Source organism: Crossiella sp. CA-258035 (genome assembly GCF_030064675.1).
GTDB lineage: Bacteria > Actinomycetota > Actinomycetes > Mycobacteriales > Pseudonocardiaceae > Crossiella.
In genome coordinates, this window is sequence record NZ_CP116413.1 from 5,466,988 (window position 1) to 5,488,421 (window position 21,434).

Consider the following 21,434-nt stretch of genomic DNA (forward strand, 5'->3'; position numbering starts at 1 on the left):
TGTAATACCCGTTCGTCCCGGGAATCCGGCACCCATGACCGAACCGCAGGCCTTCGCCGAGCTACCGCCGGAGCGGGAACCCGATCCCGACGATCCGCACGCCGCCGACTTCGAGGATCCGGAGGACTTCGCCGAGGCCGTCGGCCCCGACCCGACCCCGCAGCAGGTGGACGAGTACCAGCAGCAGTTCGGCAAGGGACCGACTCAGGAACCGCCGGACTGACGCTGCTGCCGCGCCAGGAAGTGCGCTGTGTCTACAGTGGACGGATACAGCGCGCGGTAGTGCCGGTGGCTGTCCGCGTAGACCTGAACCCGCGCCGGGTCGGGTGCCACCGTGGCGGCCACCGGGTTCCACCGCCGCGCGTCCACCCGCTCGCCGAGCGCTCCGGCGGCCAGCATCGCGTTGCCGAGGCAGGCCCCCATGGTGTGCCGGGGAACGTCCTGCGCGCGCCCGGTGACATCGCTGACGATCTGGGTCCACAGCGAGCCCTGCGCGCCGCCGCCCACCGCGACCAGCCGGTCGGCCTGCCCGCCCGCGGCGGCCATGGCCTCCAGGTTGTGCCGGACGCCGTGCGCCACGCCTTCCAGGGCGGCCCGGTACAGCTCGGCGCGGCCGTGCCGCAGGGTGAGTCCGGCGATGATGCCGCGGGCGTCCGGGTCGAAGATCGGCGTGCGCTCCCCGGCGAAGTAGGGCAGCACGAGCAGGCCGTTGCTACCGGCTGGCACCCGCGCCGCCTCCTCCAGCAGGGTGCTGACCTCGCCGCCGAGCAGGCCGCGCAGCCAGTCGGTGATCGAGCCGGAGGTGGCCATCCCGGCGGCCAGGCTGTAGGTGCCGGGGAACACGCCCCTGGTGGTCCACAGCTCCGGCGCGGGCACGGGATCGGCGGGCACCTGGATCAGGAACATGGTGCTGCCGTACATGATCATGGTATCGCCGGGCGCGCTGACGCCGACGCTGGTCGCCTCGGCCCAGGCGTCCACCGTGCCCGCGGTGACCGGGATTCCCGGCGGCAGCCCGGTCTCCCGCGCCGCCTCCTCGGTGATCACACCCGCGATCTCGGTGGGCCACAACAGCTCCGGCAGCGGCAGGCCGGGCGCGACTCGCGCCGCCCAGTCCCGCGCCCAGTCCGCGGCGTGCAGGTCGTAGAGCGGATCGCACTGGCTGGCCGAGTGGTGGTCGAGCACGAACCGGCCGGTGAGCCGGTGCACCAGGTAGGAGCTGGCCATGAACCACAGCTCGGTCCGGCGGTGCACCTCGGGCTCCTGCTCGGCCACCCAGCGGATCTTGGGTCCGACCGCCTGGCTGGACAGCGCGGTGCCGCCGCGGGCCAGGATGTCCTGCTCACCCAGTTCGGCGGTAAGCGCGCTGATCTGCTCGGTCGCCCTGGTGTCCACGCCGTAGAGGATCGCCGGGCGCAGCGGCCTGCCCGCGCCGTCGGCAGGCAGGTAACAAGGGCCGATCCCGCTGACCGCGACCGCGGCCACCGGCCCGGCCTGGGCCAGTTCCCTGGCCAGCGCCCGGAAATCGGCCCACCACACCGCGTCCGCGTCGTGCTCGAACCAGCCCGGCCGCGGGGTCGAGGTCTGGTGCGCCCTGGTCGCGGTGGCCAGCACGGTGCCGTCCCGCCGGGTCAGCACGCCTTTGCTGCTGGCGGTCCCGATGTCGATCCCGAGCAGCAGTCCCTGGTCGGCCACCGCGCCGGTCAGGCGTCCTTGGTCAGGTCGACCCCGTGCTCACCGGCCAGCCGCTTGAGGTTGTTCAGGTCGGCTTCGTGCAGGTCGGCGCGGTGCTCGTCGCCCTCGGCACGGGCCGCGCGGACGGCCTCCTGGGCCTGCGCCACCCGCTGGTGGATGTTCGTCTCGAACTCACTTGCCACGTCTTGGTCCCCGAACTCTTGGAAGAAATCGCTCACCAACGGTCGAAATGCAGCACGTCGGACAGCGGCTGGCGCGCCGCGCGCCGGAAGTCCGTGCCGACAGCGTAGGCGGTGGGTATCAGCGCCGCCTGACGGACATCCGCGGGCAGTCCGAGCAGCCCGGCGATCTCGGTTTCGAACGCCAGGTGCAAGGTCGTCCACGCGGTGCCCAGGCCCCTGGCGCGGGCGGCCAGCATGTAGCTCCAGGCCGCCGGCAGGATCGAGCCCCACAGCCCGGCCTGGTTGCCCGCCGGCAGTTTCGGCGCGCGCAGGCACGGGATGACCAGCACCGGCACCTCGCCCATCTTCTCGCCCAGGTAGGCCACGCTGCTGCCCACCTTGGACTGCACCTTGGCCCGCTCCGGGTCATCAGCGAACAGCTTGCCCGCCGCGCCACTGGAGTCCAGGTACTCGGCCACCGCGCGCCGGTAGAACTCGCCGATCGCGGCCCGCTGGTCCCGGTCGGTGACCACCAGCCAGTGCCAGCTCTGCCGGTTGCTGCCCGAGGGCGCCTGCAACGCGATCTCCAGGCACTCCTCGATCAGCTCGCGCGGCACCGGGCGGTGCAGGTCGAGGCGTTTGCGGACCGAGCGGGTGGTGGTCAGCAGCTCGTCTGGGGTCAGGTCGAGGGTGGACACGCCAGCAGCGTAGCGACGGTGTCGAGCACCGTCCGGGTGCGGGCGACCTGGTGCGCCCGGAACACCGCGGCCCCGGCGTGCGCGGCGATCGCGGTGGCGGCCAGCGTGCCGTCCACCCGCTCGGCCAGTGGCACCCCGAGGGTCTCGCCGACGAAGTCCTTGTTGGACAGGGCCATCAGCACCGGCCACCCGGTGCCCACCAGCTCGTCCGCCCGGCGCAACAGCTCCAGCCCGTGCCAGGTGTTCTTGCCGAAGTCGTGGGTCGGGTCGATCAGGATGCCCGCCCTCGGCACGCCTTGGCGCACCAGGCTTTCCGCCCGCTGCGTGGTCTCGGCGACCACCTCGCCGACCAGGTCGGCGAAGCGCACCCGGAACGGGCGGTGCCGGGGCGTCAGCCCGCCGGTGTGCGAGCAGACGAACCCGGCGCCGAACTCCGCGGCCACCTCGATCAGCGCGGGGTCGGCCGCCGCCCAGGTGTCGTTGATCAGGTCCGCGCCCTCGGCGCAGGCCACCCTGGCCACCTCGGCCCGCCAGGTGTCGATGCTGATCACCACCTCGGGGAACCGGGCGCGCACCGCGACCACGAACGGCACCGTCCTGGCGATCTCCTCGGCCACCCCCACCTCGACCCCGGGCCCGGCCTTGACGCCGCCGATGTCGATGATGTCCGCGCCCTCGGCCACCGCCTTGGCCACCGAGGCCATCGCGGCCTCGTCGGCGAAGTTGGCGCCGCCGTCGTAGAAGGAGTCGGGGGTGCGGTTGATGATCGCCATGATCATGGCGCCGTTCCTGGCGACCCGGCGCCCGCGAAAGCTCAACTCCACCACGTGCCCAGAACTACCACACGCACCTGACAACCAGCGCTGACGCGATCCTCACCCTGGCTATCACCCAGTCGAGTGATCACCCGGTTGAACGTGATTTCACCCGCTCACGCATGAACTCCTCGCCTACCGGAGCTGGTACAAACACCCCACCGAGTGCTGATCACCAAACGGAGGGCTGGCCCAGTCATGACCGCGCCCGGTTCGAGCGCCGATCCCGTGGACCCGGCCTGCCAGTCCTGCGGCCACGCCGCCACCGACCGCCTGACCGGTCTGCTGGACCGCTGGGGCTGGGACGAGCGGGCCCCGGCCGAGCTCGCGCAGGCCGCCGCGCAGCAGGACTCGCTGGCGCTGCTGGTGATCGACATCGACCACTTCAAGCGGTTCAACGACCGGTTCGGGCACATCGCCGGGGACGCGGTGATCAAGGCGGTGGCCGACACCGTGCGCCGCTCCACCAGGGAGACCGACGTGCTCGGCCGCTACGGCGGGCACGGCGGCGACGAGTTCCTGGTGCTGCTGCGCCAGACCGACGCGGCCGAGGCGCTCTCGGTGGCGCACCGCATCCGCACCGGCGTGCGCGCGATCGCGGTGGACGCGCCCAGCACCGACGGCGGCATCATCCGGCTGGACAAGGTGACCACCTCGATCGGCGTGTGCGCCAGGGTGCCCGCTGCTGAGGAGGACCTGACCACGTTCGTGGTGGCCGCCGACGCCGCGCTCCAGGTGGCCAAGCAGGCGGGCCGGGACCGGATCCGGCTGGCCGAGGACTCCCGCACCCCGCTGCCGGTGCCGCTGGCCAGGCACCGCGCGGAACCGGTCACCCCGGTCCGGCGGTACGTGCCGGTGCTGGTCGGCCTGGGCTCCGCGCTGGCCGCCTTCGCCTACATCGTGGCCTTCGCGCCGCCGCCGGAGCGGGAGGAACCGGCGATGGCGGCCGCGCAGCTCGCCCCGGCCACCCCGCCCACGCCTTCGGTGGAGACCACTGTGGTCGTGGTGACCACGGTTCTCGCCCCGCCGCCGCCCGCCCCGCCGCCGCGCCCGGCGAGCAAGGCGGCCGCGGTGAAGAAGAAGCCCACCACCAGCAAGCCCGCGCCGGCCACCACGACCACCGAGCAGAAGCCGCTGGTCGACGTCTGCCTGATCATGCGGCAGATGATCGGCCGGGGCTGCTAGCCGATCAGCAACCTGGCCGCGACAAGCGTGCCGTCCGTGCGCACCTGACCGGCCACCTCCTTCGCCCGCGCGGCCACCTCCGGCCGCAGCACCTGGGTGAGCGCCTCGACCAGGGAGTCCGCGGTCGGCACTCCCCTGGCGTGCGCGAAACCGACGCCCAGGGTCTGCACCCGTTCGGCGAAGTAGTGCTGGTCGTACATCTGCGGCACGATCACCTGCGGCGTGCCGGCCTGGGTCACCGCGGTGGTGGTGCCGGAGCCGCCGTGGTGCACCACCGCGGCCAGCCGGGGGAACAGCGCCTGGTAGTTGACCTCGTCCACGGTCAGGCAGTCCGGCTCGCCGGTCAGGGCCAGGTCGGCCCAGCCGCGGGAGATCACCGCCCGGCGGCCGAGCGCCCTGGCCGCCTTGAGCATGGCGTGGCCCAGGTCAGGCGGCGCGGCCATGCTGCCGAAGCCGAAGAACACCGGCGGCTCCCCCGCGGCCAGGAACTCCTCGATCTCGGCCGAGAGCGGGCGGTCGTCGGCCATGGTCCAGGCCCCGGTCTGCACCACCTTCAGCTCCGAGGGCTGCGGCCACGGTGCGAGCACGGGATCGGCGGCCAGCCAGGGCGAGTCGGTGAACATGTGGTCGCGGACCTCGGTGACCGGGGGCAGGCCGAGCCGGGCCCGGTGGGTGTTCAACGGCTCCCGCCAGAGCTGGTTGACGAATTCCGCATTCTCCGCCCACAGCGCCCGGAAATCCGCCCCTTCGGCCGGCGGGTGCTGACCGAGGCTGTCGAATGGCGCGGGACCGTGGTGCGGAGAAGGCAGCGTGGTCGGTCCGTAGGCGATGTAGACGTAGCGAATTCCCAGGTGTTCGGCCACCGAGCGGGCCGCGATCTGCAATGCCGACCAGGCCACGATGACATCGCAGCCCGCCGCCGCCCCGGGCAGCACGTCGAACTGGGTGGCCACCGTGGCCGCGATCATCTGCCGCCGCTGCTCAGCGGTCGGCGGCGCGGGCCTGACCTCGGGCTCGGCCTTGACGTGCGGCCGCAGTTCCGGGCCGACCGGGAAGAACGGGAACCCGAGGGAGCCGATCCACTCGCGGTAGTCCGGCGGCGCGGCGATCCGCACCTCCTGGCCCAGTTCGCGCAGCCGCCCGGCCAGCGCCACCACCGGTTGGACATCGCCGCGCGACCCGATTGTGGACAGCAGCACACGCATGACAAAACCCCCTGGGTAAAGGTGAATGCGCGCAGTGGCACGCACAGCGCGAAATTGTGGACCAGTACCGGGGTCTTGCCACAAGTCCCCCCACCGCACTATAAGTTCCAATGGGGCGGAAATCCCCTAGTTCGTGAACTCCTTCCGGACGCGGGGCAGCACCTCGGTGCCGAGCAGCTCGATCGCCTTCATCACCTGGTGGTGCGGCACGCCGGACCAGTCCATCTGCATCGCGTACCGGTCCGCCCCGACCAGCTTGCCCACGCTGATCAGCCGGTCGGCCACCTCCTCCGGACTGCCGGTGAACAGCGCGTTCGCGTTGTCGGTGTAGCCGTCGTAGTCGGCCCTGGTCGGCACCGGCCAGCCGCGCGCCCGCGCCCCGTACTTCATGGTCTGCGACCAGTACGGGTAGAAGATCTCCTTGGCGTCCTGGGAACGCGGCGCGATGAACCCGATCGCGCCCATGGTCACGTGCAGGTCCTCCGGCGCGTGCTCGCCCGCCTCTCCTGCCTGGCGGTAGAGGTCGACCAGCGGGGCGAAGCGTTCCGGCTGGCCGCCGATCACCGCGTACACCACGGGCAGGCCGAGCACCCCAGCGCGGATCGAGGACTCCGGGTGGCCGCCGGTGCCGATGGAGATGCGCAGCCGCCGCCGGTACGGCCGGGGCAGCACGCGCACGTTCGCCAGCGGCGCGCGGTACCTGCCGGACCAGGTCAGCGGGTCCTCGCGGTCGATGCGCAGCAGCAGCGCGAGCTTCTCCTCGAACAGGTCGTCGTAGTCGCCGAGGTCAGCGCCGAAGAGCGGGAAGGACTCGGTGAAGGAGCCGCGTCCGGCCAGCAGCTCGGCGCGGCCCTGGCTGAGCTGGTCCAGGGTGGTGAACTGCTGGTAGAGCCGGACCGGGTCCTCGGTGCTGAGCACGGTGACCGCGGAGCTGAGCGTGATGTGCTCGGTGATGCTGGCCGCGGCGGCCAGCACGGTGGCCGGGTTGGAGACCGCGTACTGGTCCAGGTGGTGCTCGCCGAGGCCGTAGAAGGACAGGCCGAGCTCGTCGGCCAGCTTGATCCGCTCCAGCTGGTTGGCCAGTGAGCGCGCCACGGAGACCTGCTCGCCCGTCACCGGGTCGGGGCTGCGGTCGCCGAAGCTGTAGATACCGAGTTCCATGGCTCCTACAACGCGCCAGCGGGGTTAACCGATTCCAGGCAGGTGAGCGCCATGATCGACCAGGCGGATGTGGTGGTGGCCGGTTCCGGCGCGGCCGGGCTGTCCGCGGCGCTGGCCGCGGCCGTGGGCGGGGCCTCGGTGCTGCTGCTGGAGGGCAGCGCGTGCTGGGGCGGCACCACCGCGGTCTCCGGCGGGCAGGCGTGGGTGCCGGACAACCACCGGATGGCCGAGCTGGGCGTGGCCGACGACCGGGCCGAGGCGCTGACCTACCTGCTGGGCCGCACCGCCGGGCGCGAGCCGGGGCTGGCCGCCGCGTTCGTGGACGGCGCGCCGCGGATGGCCCGGTTCGTGGAGGAGCACAGCCCGATCCGGTTCACCGCGATGAGCGTGCCGGACTCCTTCGCCGAGGCCCCCGGCGGCCGGGCGGCCGGGCGGAACATCGAGGTCGCGCCGGTGGCACTGGGTGAGCTGGGCCGGGCGGAGGAGCTGTTCTGGCCGCCGCCGTATCCGATGGTGCTGACCAACGAGGAGGTGACCGGGCTGGGCCTGGTCAGCGGCGGCGAGCTGCCCGAGGGGCTGATGGAGTACCGGCTGGCCAACGGGCAGGTCACCCTGGGGCAGGGCCTGGTCAGCGGGCTGCTGCACGGTTGCCGGGCGGCGGGTGTGCGGCTGCGGAAGGGCCAGCCGGTCACCGGGCTGCTGTGCTCCGAGCACGGGGTCACCGGCGTGCGCACCCCGTACGGCGAGGTCGGCGCGGGCGCGGTGGTGCTGGCCTGCGGCGGGTTCGAACACGATGCGGACATGGCGGCCGGGCTGCTGCACGGGCCGTTCACGCACCCGGTGTCGCCGCCGGTCAACCGGGGCGCGGCGGTGCGGCTGGCGGCGCAGGCCGGGGCCGCGCTGGCGCACCTGGGCGAGGCGTGGAGCTGGCCGGTCAGCCAGGGCTCGGCCTGGCCGGACGGCACGCCGCGGCCGGAGCTGGTGATGGCCGAGCGGATGCTGCCGCACGTCATCTGGGTCAACCTGGCCGGGCGGCGGTTCGTCAACGAGTCCAGCCACAACGCCGCCCTCGCCTTCGCCGGCACCGACCCGGCCACCGGCCTGCCGGCCAACCAGCCCGCCTGGGCCATCGCGGATGCCGCCTACCGGGCCCGCTACCCCTTCGCCGGGGCCTACCCGGCGCAGCCGCTGCCCGACTACGTGACCCAGGCCGACACCCTGCCCGACCTCGCCGAGCAACTCGGCATCTCCCCCGGCGCGCTGGCTGCCACCGTCTCGGACTTCAACGCGCACGCGGGCCAGGGCCGGGACCCGGAGTTCGGCCGCGGCGAGACCGCCTACGACCGCCACGGCGGCGACCCCGCGGCCGATCATCCCAACCTCGGCCCGCTCACCGAACCGCCGTTCGTGGCCATGCCGGTGCTGCCCGGCCTGGTCGGCACCAAGGGCGGGGCCAGGGTCGACGCCCGCGGTCAGGTGCTGGACTGGGACAACGCGCCGATCCCCGGCCTGTACGCCGCGGGCAACGCGATGGCCGCGGTGATCGGCCCCGGCACGGTGTCCGCGGGCGCGACCATCGGCTCCGCGCTCACCTGGGGCTGGCTGGCCGGTTCGGCTGTCGCGGGCCGCTGAAGCGCCGGTGACCGTCTCATGTGGACCACCACCGGGCGCGCCCGGTCCGCCGCCGCCAACCGGGTGGCAGTCGCCGCCACATCCACCGCCACCGGCCGATGCCGACCGGCCCGGTGCAGGTCAGCGGCGTCGGCAGCCGGGCGGTCCGCGCGCACCACATCAGACATGCTGGCGTGCCCTCCACTCCGGTGGATGTTGCTGGCACCATGGCGTTCGTGCCACGGCTGGTGAACGAACGCAGGTTGCGCCAGGAGTGTCGCCGGTTGCTGGAGGAGCTGGGCATCCGGCCACCACTGGACGTGCGGGAGCTGTGCCGCCTGGTCGGCCAGCGGCGCGGGCGGCCGATTCACCTGACGCCACACCGGTTCCCGGCGCCCGGCCCGTTCGGCGCGTGGACCGCGGGCGCCGAGGCCGACCACATCTACTTCCAGGCGCAGACCTCCACGGCGCACCAGGACCACATCATCCTGCACGAGCTGAGCCACCTGCTGGCCGGGCACGAGCCGACCCCGGAGGAGGCGCTGTTCCGGCGCACCTGCTACGACACCGCGCAGGAGTACGAGGCCGAGGCGGTGGCCACCATCATCCTGGAGTGGTCCGCGGTGGCCGCGCGGATCAACGCGGGCGAGTCCAGCAGCCTGCCGGCCCAGCGGATCAGCCGCAGCCTCTCCGGTGAGCGGGTGGGCTGGTTGTGAGCGCGATCTACCCGGTCGCCACCTACCTCACGCTGGGCTGGGTGCTGTTCCTGCTGGCCCGCCGCCCGCACGACATCCGGCTGCGCGCGATCGTCGGTGTGGTCACCTGCTGGGCGGTGGCCTACCCGTTCCTCAAGCTGGCCAACGCGCACGCCACCTTCGCCGGGATCTCGCCGATGGGCTCCCGGTTCCTCCAGCACTCGCTGACCCTGGCCGCGGTGAACTGCCTGATCGTGTTCTTCCTGCACTCCGCGCTGGATGAGGAGGTGGCCAGGCGCCGGGCCCGCTGGTGCCTGGTGCCGCTGGGCATCGCGATCACGGTGCTGGGCGTGGCCGCCGCGCTGACCCCGCCCGAGGTGGACACCAACGACCAGTCGGTGACCCCGGTCGCGGTGTTCTTCGTGATGTCGCTGGCCTACGTGATCTTCGGCTTCAGCGTGGCCTGCTTCTGGACCCTGCGCTACGCCCGCGGCGCGGAACCGCGGCTGGCCATGGGCCTGCGGCTGGCCGCGGTCGGGCTGGCCGGGATCGTGGCCGCGGACCTGGTGTTCCTGCCGACGGTGCTGCTCCGCTGGTCCGGAGCCAGCGTGCCGCGCTGGTTCGTCGACACCGGGATCACCCTGGTGCTGCTGGGCATCCTGCTGTTCCTGGCCGGGGTGTGCTACCCGGCAGCCGGTATGCGGCTGGCCGGGCTCGGCGTGTGGTGGCAGCACCTGCGGCTGTACCGGCGGCTCCATCCACTGTGGACGATCATGCACGAGCGGTTCCCGCAGGACACGCTGGACTCCCTGCCCGCCAACACCCTGCGCGAGCTGTACGGGCTGCGCGGGGTGCACCGCCGCTACTACCGGCGGGTGATCGAGTGCCGGGACGGGCTGGTGCGGATCAGCCCGTACCTCAGCGGCGTGCGGCGGCAGGGGGTGCCGCTGGCCGAGCAGTTGCTGGCCGCGCTGCGCGCGCACGCGGCGGGCATCCCGGCCGCCGAGCACGCGGTCCCGCTGGCCATCCCCAGTGCGGAGGGCCTGGAGGCGGACGTGCGGGAGTTGGTCGCGCTGTCGGACGCGCTGCGCACCGGAGGGCGCTAGCGTGGGGCGGTGACTGACTGACGTTGGCGCAGGGGGGCGCGATGACCGAGGCGATCATCATCGGCGGCGGGATCGCCGGTCCAGTGGCGGCGATGGCGTTGCGGCGGGCCGGGATCGGCGCGACCGTCTACGAGGCATATCCCAGCGGCGCGGAGGACATCGGCGCGTTCATGTCCATCTTCCCCAACGGGGTGGACGCGCTGGCCGCGATCGGCGCCGGGCACGCGGTGCTGGACCACGCCTTCCCGGCCAGTGGCCTGGAGTTCTTCAACGGCAACGGAAAACGGCTCGCCACGCTGCCGCTGGTCCCCGGCCCGCAGACCATCACCCGCACCGCGCTCGTCCGCGCCCTGCACGCCGAGGCGGCCCGGCGGGACATCCGGATCGAGCACGGCGCGCGGCTGACCGGGGCGAGCATCGAGCCGGACGGCCGGGTCACCGCGCACTTCGCCGACGGCCGCAGCGCCACCGGCGACCTGCTGATCGGCGCGGACGGCGTGCACTCCAGGGTGCGCACCCTGATCGACCCCGCCGCGCCGTCGCCGCGGTTCCTCGGCCTGCGCACCATCTGCGGCTACGCGCCGGTGCCTGCCGAGCCGGGCGTGTACCGGATGACCTACGGCCGCAAGGCTTTCTTCGGCTGCACGGCCAGCCCGGAGGGCGAGACCTGGTGGTTCGCCAACGTGCCCGGCCCCGAGCTCAGCCGCGCCGAGCTGCGGGAGAACTCCGCCGCGCACTGGCGGGACCACGCGGCCGGGTTCTACGCCCGCGACCGCGCCGGGGTCGCCGAGCTGATCAGGGCCACCACCGGCCGGATCACCCCGAGCAACTCCTACGACCTGGCCAGCCTGCCCCGCTGGTCGGCCGGCCCGATGATCGTCATCGGCGACGCCGCGCACACCGCCGCGCCCAACGCCGGCCACGGCGCGTCCATGGCCATGGAGGACGCGGTGGTGCTGGCCCAGTGCCTGCGCGACCACCCGGTGCGGGCCGCCTTCGCCCGCTTCGAGGAGATCCGGCGGCCCAGGGTGGAACGCCTGGTGGCGACCAGCGCGCGGATGGGCGGCCGGGCCGCGCCGGGACCGGTGAAACGCCTGCTCCGCGACCTGATGCTGCCCCGCCTGCTGGCCAAGCGCCCGCGCAACTCCTCGGCCTGGCTGACCGAGCACCACATCGAGTGGGCCGAAGTTCAGTAGTCGCCGGGGCTCAGTAGTCGTCGTCCTCGCCGGAGAACTGCTCCTCCAGTTCGTCCGCGGTGGCGGCCAGCAGGCTCAGCGGCTCGGTGAACTCGTTGAGGTCCAGGTTCTCCAGCGGGAGGGTGTGCCGCAGCACCACGTGCTCCCCCATGATCACCACGCCGCCGGCCACCGTGTTGTGCCCGACCTCCACCAGCAGCGCCCGCAGGTCCACGTGTCCGACCCGGCCGCAGGGCGAGGCGATCTGCACCCACTCGTGCCGCTGGTCGAGCACCTCGCGGCCGATCAGCACGGTCTGGCTGCGGTCGTCCTCGAACCGCACCAGCAGCCGCAGCTCGTCGGGCCGCTCCTCGACCACCTTGTAGGCCGACCGGACGTAGCTGACCAGCTCGTCCCAGCTCGCCACGATGTCCCTCCCCTGCCCCGGAAACTGTTGATCCCGAGCCTAGTGCCCCATGATCTATTCCCGCCGTTCCACTCCCCGGGATCACGCTGCCGGGGCAACCGGCTCGCGGATACTGGGCCGCATGACCGACCTCACCGCGCACGAGGTGCTCACCACCACCCGCACCGTCCGCCGCCGCCTCGACCTCGAACGCCCGGTAGACCTGGAGCTCGTCCGCCAGGCCCTGACCACGGCCGTGCAGGCGCCCAGCGGTTCGAACGCCCAGCGCTGGCACTTCCTGGTGATCACCGACGCCGACCAGCGAGCGGCCGTCGGTGAGTACTACCGGCGCGCGGCCGAGGCCTACTTCGCCACCCCGGAGTCCGCGGGCAACCAGCCGGACCCCGATCCGAACCGCCAGCGCACCCAGCAGCGGGTCCGCGCCAGCTCGGAGCACCTCGCGCAGAACATGGGCCGGGTGCCGGTGCTGGTCATCCCGGCCATCGAGACCCCGGACCGCACCGAACTGCCCGCGGGCAACCAGTCCGGCCTGTGGGGCTCGATCCTGCCCGCGGCCTGGAGCTACATGCTGGCCGCGCGCAGCCTCGGCCTGGCCACCGCCTGGACCACCCTGCACCTGAGGTACGAACGCGAGGTCGCCGACCTGCTCGGCCTGCCGCCCACCGTGCACCAGGCCGCGCTGATCCCCACCGCGCACTACACCGGCGAGGGCTTCAAACCCGCGCCGCGCCAGCCACTGGAGCAGGTGCTGCACCTCAACCGGTGGTGACCACGGCTGGGCCATGATGTCGGCATGCGCACCTTCGTCGACATCTCGGTCCCGCTGATGAGCGGCATCGCCTCCGACCCGCCCGGCTTCACCCCGGAGATCACCTACCTGGACCACCAGGAGACCGCGGCCGACGTCATCTCCTTCTTCCCCGGCGCGAGGAAGGAGGACCTGCCCGACGGCGAGGGCTGGGCGATCGAGTGGGTGCGGATGACCACCCACTGCGGCACCCACCTGGACGCGCCCTACCACTTCGCGTCCACAATGGACGGTGGGCAGCGGGCGATCACCATCGACGAGGTGCCGCTGGAGTGGTGCCTGCAACCCGGGGTGAAACTGGACTTCCGGCACTTCCCGGACGGCTACGTGGTGACCCCGGCCGACATCGACGCCGAACTGGCCAGGATCGGCCACACGCTGAGCCCGCTGGAGATCGTGGTGGTCAACACCAGCGCGGGCACCCGCTACGGCCAGCCGGACTACGTCTCCACCGGCTGCGGCGTCGGCCGCGCCGCCACCCTGCACCTGCTGGAACAGGGCATCCGCCTCACCGGCACCGACGCCTGGAGCTGGGACGCCCCGTTCGTGCACACCGCCAAGCGCTACGCCGCCGAGGGCGACCCCTCGGTGATCTGGGAGGGCCACAAGGCGGGCCGCGACATCGGCTACTGCCACCTGGAGAAGCTGCACAACCTGGAAGCCCTGCCCGCCACCGGTTTCCAGATCTCCTGCTTCCCGCACAAGGTGCACCGCGCCTCAGCCGGCTGGACCCGCGCGGTGGCCATCATCGACACCCCGGACGCCTGACCCGGAGCTGGCGGCGACCAGGGCGCGGAACTCGTCGAGGTCCCCGATGACCTCTTCGGCCCGCTCCCGCCGCTGGTACGACTCGTAGTAGCGGGCGCCGATCCGGTCCGGGTCGGCGACCGGGTCGCCGGGGATGACCCCGGAGGCGATCGTCACCGTCGCCACGTGGATGCCCTCGGGCCGCAGCTCGGCGTGCAGGGCGTGCGCCCAGTTGCGCAGTCCGGCCATGGCCAGGCCCACGTTGGCCAGGAACGGGGCGGGGACCGTGGACGAGACCCCGGTGGTCAGCAGCAGCGTGCCCGCGCCGCGCGCCCGCATGTCCGGCAGCACCGCCGCCACCGCGGTCACCGCGCCGAGCACGTGCAGCTCGAACTGCTCGGCGGCGGAGGCGACCGTGGTCCGCACCGCGCCGGTGATCTCACCGGTCGGACTGGGGCTGAACTCCAGCACGTCGACCGGCCCCAGCGCCCGCTTGACCTGGCCGAGCGCGTCGGTCAGCGCGGCCCGGTCCCGGATGTCGGCGGGAAAGCCCGCGGCGGTCACGCCGAGCCCGGCCAGCTCGCCAACCAGGCCGTCGAGCGTGCGGGTGTTCCTGGCGATCAGCCCGACCCGGAAACCGCGACGGCCGAACGCCCGCGCCACCCCCATGCCCAGCCCCGGACCCGCGCCGACCACAACCAGAGTTCTCGCCACGCCAACACCTTCCCGCCACCACGGTTACTGTTCGTTCGCAAGCACATGCTTTGGCACCGGCGGTCCGGCGGCAAGACGGCACATTCCTGTCGGTGACGCACACGGAGGTAACCATTGGCGACTCGCGAACCCGCCACGACCGATGAGCAGGCCTGCCGTCAGGTGCTGCGAATCCTGGGTCTGGTCGGCGACAAGTGGACCCTCCCGGTCATCGGGCAGCTCCGCGACCGGACGCTGCGCTTCAGCGACCTGCACCGCGCGGTCACCGGCATCTCACAGCGCATGCTCACCCTCACCCTGCGGCAGCTCGAACGCGACGGCCTACTGACCCGCACCGCGCACCCCAGCGTGCCGCCCCGCGTCGAGTACACCCTCACGCCACTGGGCCGCACCCTCCTGGACGCGGCCGCGGGCCTCGGCGAATGGGCCGACACGCACCGGCGCGAGATCGGCGACAACCAGCGCCGCTACGACGAAGTCCAGGCGCGGCAAGCACAGTCGCCGGTCTAGCGGAGGGTGCGCAGCAGGGCTTGCAGGGTGCGGCGCCAGGTGTGCGGGGCGGGGGTGGCGAAGCCGAGCACCAGGGCGGCGGGCGGGGTGCCGGGCTGGTCGTGCCAGTAGCCGAAGGCGTGCATCCCTTGCAGCAGCAGGCCGTTGGCGCGAGCGGCCGCGACCAGCTCGGCTTCGCGTTCGGCGGACTCCAGTGGCAGCAGGGTTTGCAGACCGGCCGGGATTCCGTCCACTGTGGACTGGGTGGCGGCTTCCACCGCGGTGACCAGCTCGGTGCGGCGCCGACGGTAGGCCAGGCGGGCGCGGCGGATGTGGCGGTCGTAGTCGCCGTGTTCGATCAGGTCGGCCAGGGCCAGCTGGTCCACCGACGGGACGGCCGCGCCCAGCGCGAACAGTTGCTCACGGACGGGTTGGCGCAGCGCCGGTGGCAGCACCAGCCAGCCGATCCGCACACCGGGGGCCATGGTCTTGCTGGTGCTGCCCGCGAAGACCACCCGGTCCGGGGCCAGCGCCTGCAACGCGCCGACCGGGCGCTGGTCGTAGCGGAACTCGCCGTCGTAGTCGTCCTCGATCAGGTAGCCGTCGACCCGGCTCGCCCAGTCCACAAAGGACTGTCGGCGGGCCGGGGTGAGCACGCAGCCCTTGGGGAACTGGTGGTTCGGAGTGAGCAGCGCGGCGCGGGCCTCGCCCGGCAGGTCAGCGGGGTCGGCGCCGTAAGCGTCCACGGTGAGCGGGGCGGTGGCCAGACCGGCGGCGGTCAGCCACTGGCGGTGCCAGGGCAGGCTGGGGTTCTCGGTGGCGATGGTGCCGATGCCCAGCTCCCGCAACACCCTGGCCAGCACGGCAAGTCCGTGACTGAAGCCGCAGGTGACCACAACGGCGTCCGGGTCGGCGCGCACGCCGCGGGTGCGGGCCACGTAGTCGGCGAGGGCCGCGCGCAACCCGGGCAGGCCGCCGGGAGCGCCGTAGTCGAAGTCCATCCGGCCCGCGGTGCTCAGCGCACGCCGGATGCTGGCGGTCCACGCGCCGCGCGGGAAGGCGCTGATGTCCGGGCGGCCGGGCCGCAGGTCCAAAGTGGACGGTGCTGGGGCAGTGGGCGGGACGGCCGCGGCGTCCGCCCCAGGCGCTACGCGGGTGCTGGAGCCGCCGCTGCCCACCAGCCAGCCCTCGGCGATGAGCTGGGTGTATACCTGCACCACCGTGCCCCGGGCGAGCCCCAGGTCCGCGGCGAGCCTGCGGCTGCCGGGCAGGCGCGCGCCGGGGGCGAGGCGGCCGGAGCGGACCGCCTCGCGCAGCGCTTCCTCCAGTGAGCGGCCGACCCCGCCCTGGCTACGGCGGATGCCGCCCAGGTGCAGGTCCAGACCGGGATCACGCATCCGGGAGCTTCCGGCCGCTGGGCACCGCGAGCCGGTTGTAGGCGTTGATCACCACGATCATCCACATCACCGCCTGGTACTCCTGCTCGCTGAACACCGCGGTGGCGCGCCGGTACATCTCCTCGGGCACCTCCCTGGTCTCGGCCAGCCGGGTGACCTGCTCGGTCAGTTCCAGTGCGGCGCGCTCCTGCTCGGTGAACAGCTCGGTCTCCCGCCAGGCGTTGAGCAGGAAGATCCGGCGTTCGCTCTCCCCCAGCTTGAGCGCCTCCTTGGTGTGCAGGTCGATGCAGAAGGCACAGCCGTTGAGCTGCGAGGCGCGGATCTTGACCAGTTCCAGGACCTTGGCGTCCAGACCGGCCTCGCGGGCGGCCTTGGCGACGTGTCCGGCGGTTTCGAGCAGGGACTTGTAGGCGGCGGGGATTCCGGTGTTGAGCGCGATTCGTTCGGTCACGAGCCCCACGCTAGGCCCGGTCAGCCCCGTCCGCTGTACCGGTTGACGACCGATTCCCTGTACCAGTCGGCTTGACTCCGCAAAGTGTGAGTGATTAATTACTCACACTCTCCCGGAGGTGGTCATGCCCAGCAGAACCGGTCCCCTGGTCGTGCTCGCGACCGCGCAGTTCCTGGTCGTGCTGAGCACCTCGATCGTGAACGTGGCCCTGCCCGCGATCCGCACCGGACTGGGCCTGGACCCGGCCGGACTGTCCTGGGTGGTCAACGCCTACGGCCTGGCCTTCGGCGCACTGCTGCTCCCCGGCGGCCGCCTCGCCGACCTGGCAGGCCGACGCCGCGTGCTGCGCGCCGGACTGGCCATCTTCACCGCATCAGCGCTGGTCGCGGCCCTGGCCTGGTCGCCAGCGGTGCTGATCGGCGCACGAGCGGCCCAGGGCGTCGGCGCGGCCCTGCTGGCCCCGGCCGCACTGGCCCTGGTGCTCACCCACTACCCGCAACCGGCGGCGCGGGGGCGGGCGCTCGGCGTGTGGGGCGCGGTCTCCGGGGCGGGCGGCGCGGCCGGGGTGCTGCTCAGCGGAGTGCTGACCGAGCTGGGCGGCTGGCGGTCGATCTTCGTGCTGATCGGCGTGGCCGGGGTGGTGACGGTGCTGGCGGTGCCGAAGGTGGTGCCGGTGGACCAACCAGGCAACGGCGGGCGGCTGGACGTGCTCGGCACAGTCAGCGTGACCGGCGGGTTGGTGGCACTGACCTACGGTCTGGCTGCCTCGGGGGTGGCACGCTGGGTAGGACTGGCGGTGGGGGCAGGGTTGCTGGCGGTGTTCGTGCTGGCACAGCGCCGGGTGGCGGAACCGCTGGTCGCGCCCAGGGTGGTACGGATCCGTTCGGTGCGGCTGGCGAACCTGGTGATGCTGGTGCTGGGCGGGTTGTGGGTGGGCCTGTTCTTCTTCCTGCCGCTGTACCAGCAGCAGGTGCTGGGGTACTCGGCGCTGGTGGCGGGGTTGACGCAGCTGCCGCTGGCGGGGGCGATCATCCTGGGCTCGGCGGTGGCCGGTTGGGTGGGGCGGGCCGGGCAGGCCAGAAGCGGCGAACCAGCGGCGCTGACCGGAAGCGACAGCCCGGCGACGCTGGCCAGGAGCGACCGCCCGGCGGCGCGGCTCGGACGCGGCGTAAGTGTGACGCTGGCCCGGATCGGCGGCGGCGGGGCGCGGGCCGGAAGCCGCAGCAGCGGGCCGCGGGCCGGGTTGCGCGCCTGGGCGGCACCGGCCCTCCTCCCGGCGGCGCTCGCCCTGGTCACCGTCGGACTGCTCTGGTTCGGCCGCGCCCCGGCGAACGGCGAGTTCCTCCCCGACCTGCTCGGCCCCTCCCTGCTCACCGGCCTCGGCCTGGGCCTCGCCTTCGTCCAGCTCACCGCCGTGGCCAGCGCAAACGTCCCCGCCACGGATACCGGCCTGGCCAGCGGGCTGATCAACACCACCCGCCAGGTCGGTGGCGCGCTCGGCCTGGCCGGGCTGACCGCGCTCGGCGAGGACTTCGGCCTGATCTTCACCGCCGCGGCCGGGATCGGCGCGCTCGCGCTCCTGCTCAGCCTTGTGCCCGCAGGAACCCGTCGATGAGCGTGTTCACCGTCTCCGGCACCTCCAGCGCGGCCAGGTGTGCGGCGTTGTCCAGCACCACGAACCGCGCGCCGGGGATCGCGTCAGCCATGGCCCGGGTCTCGGCCACCGGGAAGGTCGGGTCCTCCACCCCCGCGACCACCAGCACCGGGGTGCGGATCAGGCCGAACAGCCCCCGTTGATCCGGGCGGCGCGGTACCACGCTGGTCACCGCCCAGGTCACCGAGTTGACGTCTGCCCTGGTCAGGGCGGCGCGGATGGCGGCGACGGCGTGGGGTCTGGTGCGGCGGGAGGTGGGGCCGAGGAAGGCGCCGATCACCGAGGGGACCAGGGGTGCGCGGATGCCGCCCATCAGTCTGGCGGTCCTGGTGAGCAGGGCGTACTCCAGTCGCTGGCGCAGGCCCGCTGGGGAGGCGGTGCAGTTCATCAGCACCGCGGCGCCGATGCGGTCCGGGTGCCGGGCGGCGAAGGTGCCGCCGATCATGCCGCCCCAGGAGTTGCCCACGAAGTCCGCCCGCGGCAGGCCCAGGTGGTCCAGGACCTGCACCACGCAGGTGGCGCACTCCTCGAAGGTGAACTCGCGGGTCAGTGGCTGGCTGGCGCCGTGGCCGGGCGGGTCGATCAGCACGACCTGGCGGGCGCCGGCGAAGTACCCCGCCTGGGCCGTCCACAGTGCACTGTCCATCAGCAGGCTGGGCCAGAACAGCATGGCCGGTCCGGCGCCTGCCTGGCGGATCCGCAGGCGGCCGAGCACGGTCGGCACGTACACGTCCACTAGTTCCATTGGAACCTCCTGCCACCGAGGTGGCGGCGAGACTACTGGCGTAGTTGGGCCATTGCCCACCTGCGACAGGCAGAACCACCCCGCTGGCCCCGGTTCCCTGGCCAGAATCTGCCTTGCCGGACGGCCTAGCAAGGGGGCCGGGCCGTCCGGCACCGCTGACTACAGACAGGACAGGGATATGTCGAGGACGAAGCTGCGCCGGTTCGGTGTGGGGGTGGTCGTGCTGGCCGCGGTGGGCGGGCTGACCGCGCCGGCCGCGGTGGCCGCCGAGCCGCACGCGGCCACCCAGGCCGCGGTGGACCAGCACCGGCTGAGCCGGGCCGCGATCGGCGGCGGCGCGACCGTGCGCGATGGCGAGACCATGTGGAGCGTCACCAGCGGCACCCGGATGCTGGGGCAGAACCTGCCGGTCGGCGCGGAGCACAAGGTGCGCACCGGCAGCCTGGCCAAGACCTTCACCGCCGCGATGATCTTGCAGCTGGTCGACGAGGGCAAGCTCAGCCTGGACGCCAAGGTGGAGCAGTACCTGCCGGGTGTGGTGCAGGGCAACGGTTACGACGGCAACACCATCAGCCTGCGCCAGCTGCTCAACCACACCAGCGGCATCTACGACTACGTCACGGTCGCGCTGACCAACCCGCAGCTCCAGCTGCGCCAGTTCACCCTGGCCCAGGTGGCCGCGCTCGGCCTGGCCAACCCGCCCTACTTCGCGCCGGGGCAGGGCTGGCGCTACTCCGGCACCAACTACATCCTGCTCGGCATGATCATCGAGGCGGTGACCAAGCGGACCTACCCCGAGGAGCTGGCCACCCGCATCGTCACCCCGCTCGGCCTGACCAACACCTTCGTCCCGGCGGGCACCAAGGCGCTGCCGCCAGGGCACGTGCGCGGCTACGTCGGCCGCGGCCTCTACGTCGACGTCACCCAGGTGTTCGAGCCGAGCCTCGGCGGGTCCAGCGGCGGCATCGTGACCAGCGGCGCGGACGCGACGAAGTTCTACCAGAGCCTGCTCGGCGGCAAGATCGTCTCGCCGGCCCGGCTGGCCGAGATGCTCACCCCGCACACCATCCCGAACGCCCCCGAGTACGGCATGGGCATCATGCGCATCCCGCTGCCCTGCGGCGGCGAGGCCTGGGGCCACGACGGCGTCTGGCCGGGCTACCACTCCATGGCCGCGGCCAGCACCGGCGGCCGCGCCGCGTTCGTCACGGTCAACAACCTGGACCCGGCCGAGCTGGTCGGCGCCTCCGCCTCTGGCACCCCGGCCAGCCAGCTGGTCGAGGTCGTGAAGACCGCACTCTGCGACCGCTGAACCTCCCTGCGACAGAAGGAACACCGCACATGTCTCTCCCCACTCTGCTGCGGCGCGGCGCGGTCCTGCTGACCGTCGCGGTGGCCGCCACCACCACCGGCGCGGCCACCGCCGCGCCCACTTCGGCCAAGGACGTCGCGCAGGCCGCGGTCAACGCGCTGGTCGGCCAGCACCGCGCGATGGGCTCCTCGGCGTTCAAGCTCGGCGCCGGCGAACACTGGTCGGTGCACGCGGGCAAGGTCTCCGGGCAGGAGAACCGGCCGATCACCGAGCAGGACCACTTCCGCGTCGGCAGCCTGACCAAGATGTTCGTCTCCACCGTGGTCCTGCAGCTGGTCGCCGAGGGCAAGGTCGGGCTGGACACCGGTTTCGGCGCCTACCTGCCCGGTCTGGCCACCGGCACCACGCACGACGACACCAAGATCACCGTGCGGAACCTGTTGCAGCACACCAGCGGCATCGGCGAGTACCTGAACACCATCGTGGCGCTGCCGACGAACTGGTGGCGCACCTGGAACGTGCTCGACCACGCCAAGTCGGGACTGTCCCAGAACTCGCTGTTCCCGCCCGGCAGCAAGTACAGCTACTCCAACACCAACTACATCCTGCTCGGCCTGCTCATCGAGCGGGTCACCGGGCGCACGGTGAACCAGGAGATCGCCGAGCGCATCCTGGTCCCGCACGGGCTGGCCAACACCGGCCTGCAGACCGCGGGCCAGCAGCTGATGCCCGCGCCGTACGTGACCGGCTACGTGGCGGTGCCGCTGGTGCCGGTGCGCATCGACAGCCGTTCGCAGGACCCGACCCTGGCCTGGGCGGCCGGCGCGATGCACTCCACCGCGGTGGACGTGGCGAAGTTCCTGGACCTGCTGCTCAAGGGCAAGCTGCTGCCGCCTGCCCAGCTGGAGGAGATGAAGAAGCCGTTCCCCGGCGGGTTCTACGGGCTCGGCCTGGCCAAGATCGACCTGCCCTGCGGGGTCAGCGCCTACGGGCACAACGGCGCGATGGCCGGCTACACCACGTTCGGCTTCGCCACCGAGAACGGCAAGCAGTCGGTGGTGCTGAGCAGTGTGACCCCGATGAGCAACGGCGGTCTCAAGCTCAACGACGACACCATGGCCGCGACTCTGTGTGCCTGAGCTACCCAGGTTGACCGTCGGCGTCCCCGGCTCCTATGGTCCGG

General features: G+C 72.6%; 23 protein-coding genes. 12 read left to right on the forward strand and 11 right to left on the reverse strand.

All coding sequences use genetic code 11. The annotated features are described in order from the left end of the window. The first annotated feature begins 34 nt into the window (after positions 1-34). A complete protein-coding gene (locus N8J89_RS25015) occupies positions 35-223 on the forward strand; it encodes a hypothetical protein (RefSeq protein WP_252484341.1) in 189 nt (62 codons plus the stop codon). On the opposite strand, the gene N8J89_RS25020 is transcribed toward N8J89_RS25015, so the two are convergent. The 4 genes from N8J89_RS25020 to folP are packed head-to-tail and all read right to left on the reverse strand — an operon-like array spanning position 205 to position 3,333. After that, positions 205-1,695 carry an FGGY-family carbohydrate kinase gene (locus N8J89_RS25020; RefSeq protein WP_283659446.1) on the reverse strand — a complete coding sequence of 497 codons (1,491 nt, stop codon included), beginning with the start codon at positions 1,693-1,695 and terminating at the stop codon, positions 205-207. The genes N8J89_RS25015 and N8J89_RS25020 overlap by 19 nt on opposite strands. 8 nt (positions 1,696-1,703) lie before the next feature. Beyond that, on the reverse strand, positions 1,704-1,877 hold the full coding sequence (locus N8J89_RS25025) for a hypothetical protein (protein WP_283659447.1): 174 nt from the start codon (positions 1,875-1,877) through the stop codon (positions 1,704-1,706). 32 nt (positions 1,878-1,909) lie between these two features. Further along, a complete protein-coding gene (locus N8J89_RS25030; RefSeq protein ID WP_283666241.1) occupies positions 1,910-2,539 on the reverse strand; it encodes a nitroreductase family protein in 630 nt (209 codons plus the stop codon). Continuing rightward, positions 2,536-3,333 carry a dihydropteroate synthase gene (folP, locus tag N8J89_RS25035; RefSeq protein WP_283659448.1) on the reverse strand — a complete coding sequence of 266 codons (798 nt, stop codon included), beginning with the start codon at positions 3,331-3,333 and terminating at the stop codon, positions 2,536-2,538. Before folP ends, N8J89_RS25030 begins: the two co-directional genes overlap by 4 nt. A gap of 234 nt (positions 3,334-3,567) precedes the next feature. Between folP and N8J89_RS25040 the strand changes: the two genes are divergently transcribed. Continuing rightward, on the forward strand, positions 3,568-4,554 hold the full coding sequence (locus N8J89_RS25040) for a GGDEF domain-containing protein (RefSeq protein ID WP_283659449.1): 987 nt from the start codon (positions 3,568-3,570) through the stop codon (positions 4,552-4,554). Here N8J89_RS25040 and N8J89_RS25045 read toward each other — a convergent pair. Both N8J89_RS25045 and N8J89_RS25050 read right to left on the reverse strand, forming a co-directional pair. Further along, positions 4,551-5,759 carry a glycosyltransferase gene (locus tag N8J89_RS25045; protein WP_283659450.1) on the reverse strand — a complete coding sequence of 403 codons (1,209 nt, stop codon included), beginning with the start codon at positions 5,757-5,759 and terminating at the stop codon, positions 4,551-4,553. The genes N8J89_RS25040 and N8J89_RS25045 overlap by 4 nt on opposite strands. Positions 5,760-5,885: 126 nt before the next feature. Further along, positions 5,886-6,920 (reverse strand): LLM class flavin-dependent oxidoreductase, encoded by a 1,035-nt coding sequence (locus tag N8J89_RS25050; RefSeq protein WP_283659451.1) that lies wholly within the window; start codon positions 6,918-6,920, stop codon positions 5,886-5,888. A gap of 51 nt (positions 6,921-6,971) precedes the next feature. Between N8J89_RS25050 and N8J89_RS25055 the strand changes: the two genes are divergently transcribed. The 4 genes from N8J89_RS25055 (at position 6,972) to N8J89_RS25070 (ending at position 11,528) form a co-directional block, all read left to right on the forward strand. Continuing rightward, complete coding sequence (locus tag N8J89_RS25055; RefSeq protein ID WP_283659452.1) at positions 6,972-8,552, forward strand: FAD-dependent oxidoreductase; 1,581 nt, start codon at positions 6,972-6,974, stop codon at positions 8,550-8,552. Positions 8,553-8,779: 227 nt separating this feature from the next. After that, complete coding sequence (locus tag N8J89_RS25060) at positions 8,780-9,247, forward strand: hypothetical protein (RefSeq protein WP_283666242.1); 468 nt, start codon at positions 8,780-8,782, stop codon at positions 9,245-9,247. Then, entirely contained in the window at positions 9,244-10,332 is a 1,089-nt protein-coding gene (locus N8J89_RS25065; protein ID WP_283659453.1) for an MAB_1171c family putative transporter, read from the forward strand. The genes N8J89_RS25060 and N8J89_RS25065 overlap by 4 nt, the downstream gene beginning before the upstream one ends. A gap of 41 nt (positions 10,333-10,373) precedes the next feature. Further along, the gene (locus N8J89_RS25070) at positions 10,374-11,528 is read left to right on the forward strand and encodes an FAD-dependent oxidoreductase (protein WP_283659454.1); all 1,155 of its coding nucleotides are present in this window, start codon (positions 10,374-10,376) and stop codon (positions 11,526-11,528) included. A gap of 10 nt (positions 11,529-11,538) precedes the next feature. On the opposite strand, the gene N8J89_RS25075 is transcribed toward N8J89_RS25070, so the two are convergent. Beyond that, the gene (locus N8J89_RS25075; RefSeq protein ID WP_283659455.1) at positions 11,539-11,934 is read right to left on the reverse strand and encodes a type III secretion system chaperone family protein; all 396 of its coding nucleotides are present in this window, start codon (positions 11,932-11,934) and stop codon (positions 11,539-11,541) included. 121 nt (positions 11,935-12,055) lie between these two features. On the opposite strand from N8J89_RS25075, the gene N8J89_RS25080 reads away from it, so the two are divergent. Continuing rightward, on the forward strand, positions 12,056-12,703 hold the full coding sequence (locus N8J89_RS25080; RefSeq protein WP_283659456.1) for a nitroreductase family protein: 648 nt from the start codon (positions 12,056-12,058) through the stop codon (positions 12,701-12,703). 24 nt (positions 12,704-12,727) lie between these two features. Further along, entirely contained in the window at positions 12,728-13,510 is a 783-nt protein-coding gene (locus tag N8J89_RS25085) for a cyclase family protein (protein ID WP_283659457.1), read from the forward strand. Here the strand turns inward: N8J89_RS25085 and N8J89_RS25090 are convergent. Further along, positions 13,460-14,203, reverse strand: a complete 744-nt coding sequence (locus N8J89_RS25090) for an SDR family NAD(P)-dependent oxidoreductase (protein ID WP_283659458.1) — start codon at positions 14,201-14,203, stop codon at positions 13,460-13,462. The genes N8J89_RS25085 and N8J89_RS25090 overlap by 51 nt on opposite strands. 114 nt (positions 14,204-14,317) lie before the next feature. Between N8J89_RS25090 and N8J89_RS25095 the strand changes: the two genes are divergently transcribed. Further along, a complete protein-coding gene (locus N8J89_RS25095) occupies positions 14,318-14,713 on the forward strand; it encodes a winged helix-turn-helix transcriptional regulator (RefSeq protein ID WP_283659459.1) in 396 nt (131 codons plus the stop codon). Here N8J89_RS25095 and pdxR read toward each other — a convergent pair. Together pdxR and N8J89_RS25105 are read right to left on the reverse strand one after the other, a co-directional pair. Then, positions 14,710-16,089 (reverse strand): MocR-like pyridoxine biosynthesis transcription factor PdxR, encoded by a 1,380-nt coding sequence (gene pdxR / locus N8J89_RS25100; protein WP_283659460.1) that lies wholly within the window; start codon positions 16,087-16,089, stop codon positions 14,710-14,712. The genes N8J89_RS25095 and pdxR overlap by 4 nt on opposite strands. Beyond that, a complete protein-coding gene (locus N8J89_RS25105) occupies positions 16,082-16,540 on the reverse strand; it encodes a carboxymuconolactone decarboxylase family protein (protein ID WP_502868328.1) in 459 nt (152 codons plus the stop codon). Before N8J89_RS25105 ends, pdxR begins: the two co-directional genes overlap by 8 nt. Before the next feature lie 124 nt (positions 16,541-16,664). On the opposite strand from N8J89_RS25105, the gene N8J89_RS25110 reads away from it, so the two are divergent. Further along, a complete protein-coding gene (locus tag N8J89_RS25110; protein ID WP_283659462.1) occupies positions 16,665-18,155 on the forward strand; it encodes an MFS transporter in 1,491 nt (496 codons plus the stop codon). Here N8J89_RS25110 and N8J89_RS25115 read toward each other — a convergent pair. Beyond that, on the reverse strand, positions 18,124-18,939 hold the full coding sequence (locus N8J89_RS25115; RefSeq protein ID WP_283659463.1) for an alpha/beta fold hydrolase: 816 nt from the start codon (positions 18,937-18,939) through the stop codon (positions 18,124-18,126). The two genes, N8J89_RS25110 and N8J89_RS25115, sit on opposite strands and share 32 nt — an antisense overlap. A 178-nt stretch (positions 18,940-19,117) precedes the next feature. Here N8J89_RS25115 and N8J89_RS25120 point away from each other — a divergent pair, with 178 nt between their 5' ends. Both N8J89_RS25120 and N8J89_RS25125 read left to right on the forward strand, forming a co-directional pair. Continuing rightward, a complete protein-coding gene (locus N8J89_RS25120) occupies positions 19,118-20,251 on the forward strand; it encodes a serine hydrolase domain-containing protein (RefSeq protein WP_283659464.1) in 1,134 nt (377 codons plus the stop codon). A gap of 29 nt (positions 20,252-20,280) precedes the next feature. Further along, positions 20,281-21,390 carry a serine hydrolase domain-containing protein gene (locus N8J89_RS25125; protein ID WP_283659465.1) on the forward strand — a complete coding sequence of 370 codons (1,110 nt, stop codon included), beginning with the start codon at positions 20,281-20,283 and terminating at the stop codon, positions 21,388-21,390. Positions 21,391-21,434: the final 44 nt, after the last annotated feature.

Excerpts from the sequence above, each read along its gene's own strand:
- N8J89_RS25015 (WP_252484341.1), top strand. The coding sequence starts at position 35 with ATGACCGAACCGCAGGCCTTCGCCGAGCTACCGCCGGAGCGGGAACCC.
- N8J89_RS25110 (WP_283659462.1), top strand. The coding sequence starts at position 16,665 with ATGCCCAGCAGAACCGGTCCCCTGGTCGTGCTCGCGACCGCGCAGTTC.
- N8J89_RS25050 (WP_283659451.1), bottom strand. The coding sequence starts at position 6,920 with ATGGAACTCGGTATCTACAGCTTCGGCGACCGCAGCCCCGACCCGGTG.
- N8J89_RS25125 (WP_283659465.1), top strand. The coding sequence starts at position 20,281 with ATGTCTCTCCCCACTCTGCTGCGGCGCGGCGCGGTCCTGCTGACCGTC.
- N8J89_RS25045 (WP_283659450.1), bottom strand. The coding sequence starts at position 5,759 with ATGCGTGTGCTGCTGTCCACAATCGGGTCGCGCGGCGATGTCCAACCG.
- N8J89_RS25120 (WP_283659464.1), top strand. The coding sequence starts at position 19,118 with ATGTCGAGGACGAAGCTGCGCCGGTTCGGTGTGGGGGTGGTCGTGCTG.
- N8J89_RS25040 (WP_283659449.1), top strand. The coding sequence starts at position 3,568 with ATGACCGCGCCCGGTTCGAGCGCCGATCCCGTGGACCCGGCCTGCCAG.
- N8J89_RS25085 (WP_283659457.1), top strand. The coding sequence starts at position 12,728 with ATGCGCACCTTCGTCGACATCTCGGTCCCGCTGATGAGCGGCATCGCC.
- N8J89_RS25080 (WP_283659456.1), top strand. The coding sequence starts at position 12,056 with ATGACCGACCTCACCGCGCACGAGGTGCTCACCACCACCCGCACCGTC.
- folP (WP_283659448.1), bottom strand. The coding sequence starts at position 3,333 with ATGATCATGGCGATCATCAACCGCACCCCCGACTCCTTCTACGACGGC.
- N8J89_RS25055 (WP_283659452.1), top strand. The coding sequence starts at position 6,972 with ATGATCGACCAGGCGGATGTGGTGGTGGCCGGTTCCGGCGCGGCCGGG.
- N8J89_RS25070 (WP_283659454.1), top strand. The coding sequence starts at position 10,374 with ATGACCGAGGCGATCATCATCGGCGGCGGGATCGCCGGTCCAGTGGCG.
- N8J89_RS25115 (WP_283659463.1), bottom strand. The coding sequence starts at position 18,939 with ATGGAACTAGTGGACGTGTACGTGCCGACCGTGCTCGGCCGCCTGCGG.
- pdxR (WP_283659460.1), bottom strand. The coding sequence starts at position 16,089 with ATGCGTGATCCCGGTCTGGACCTGCACCTGGGCGGCATCCGCCGTAGC.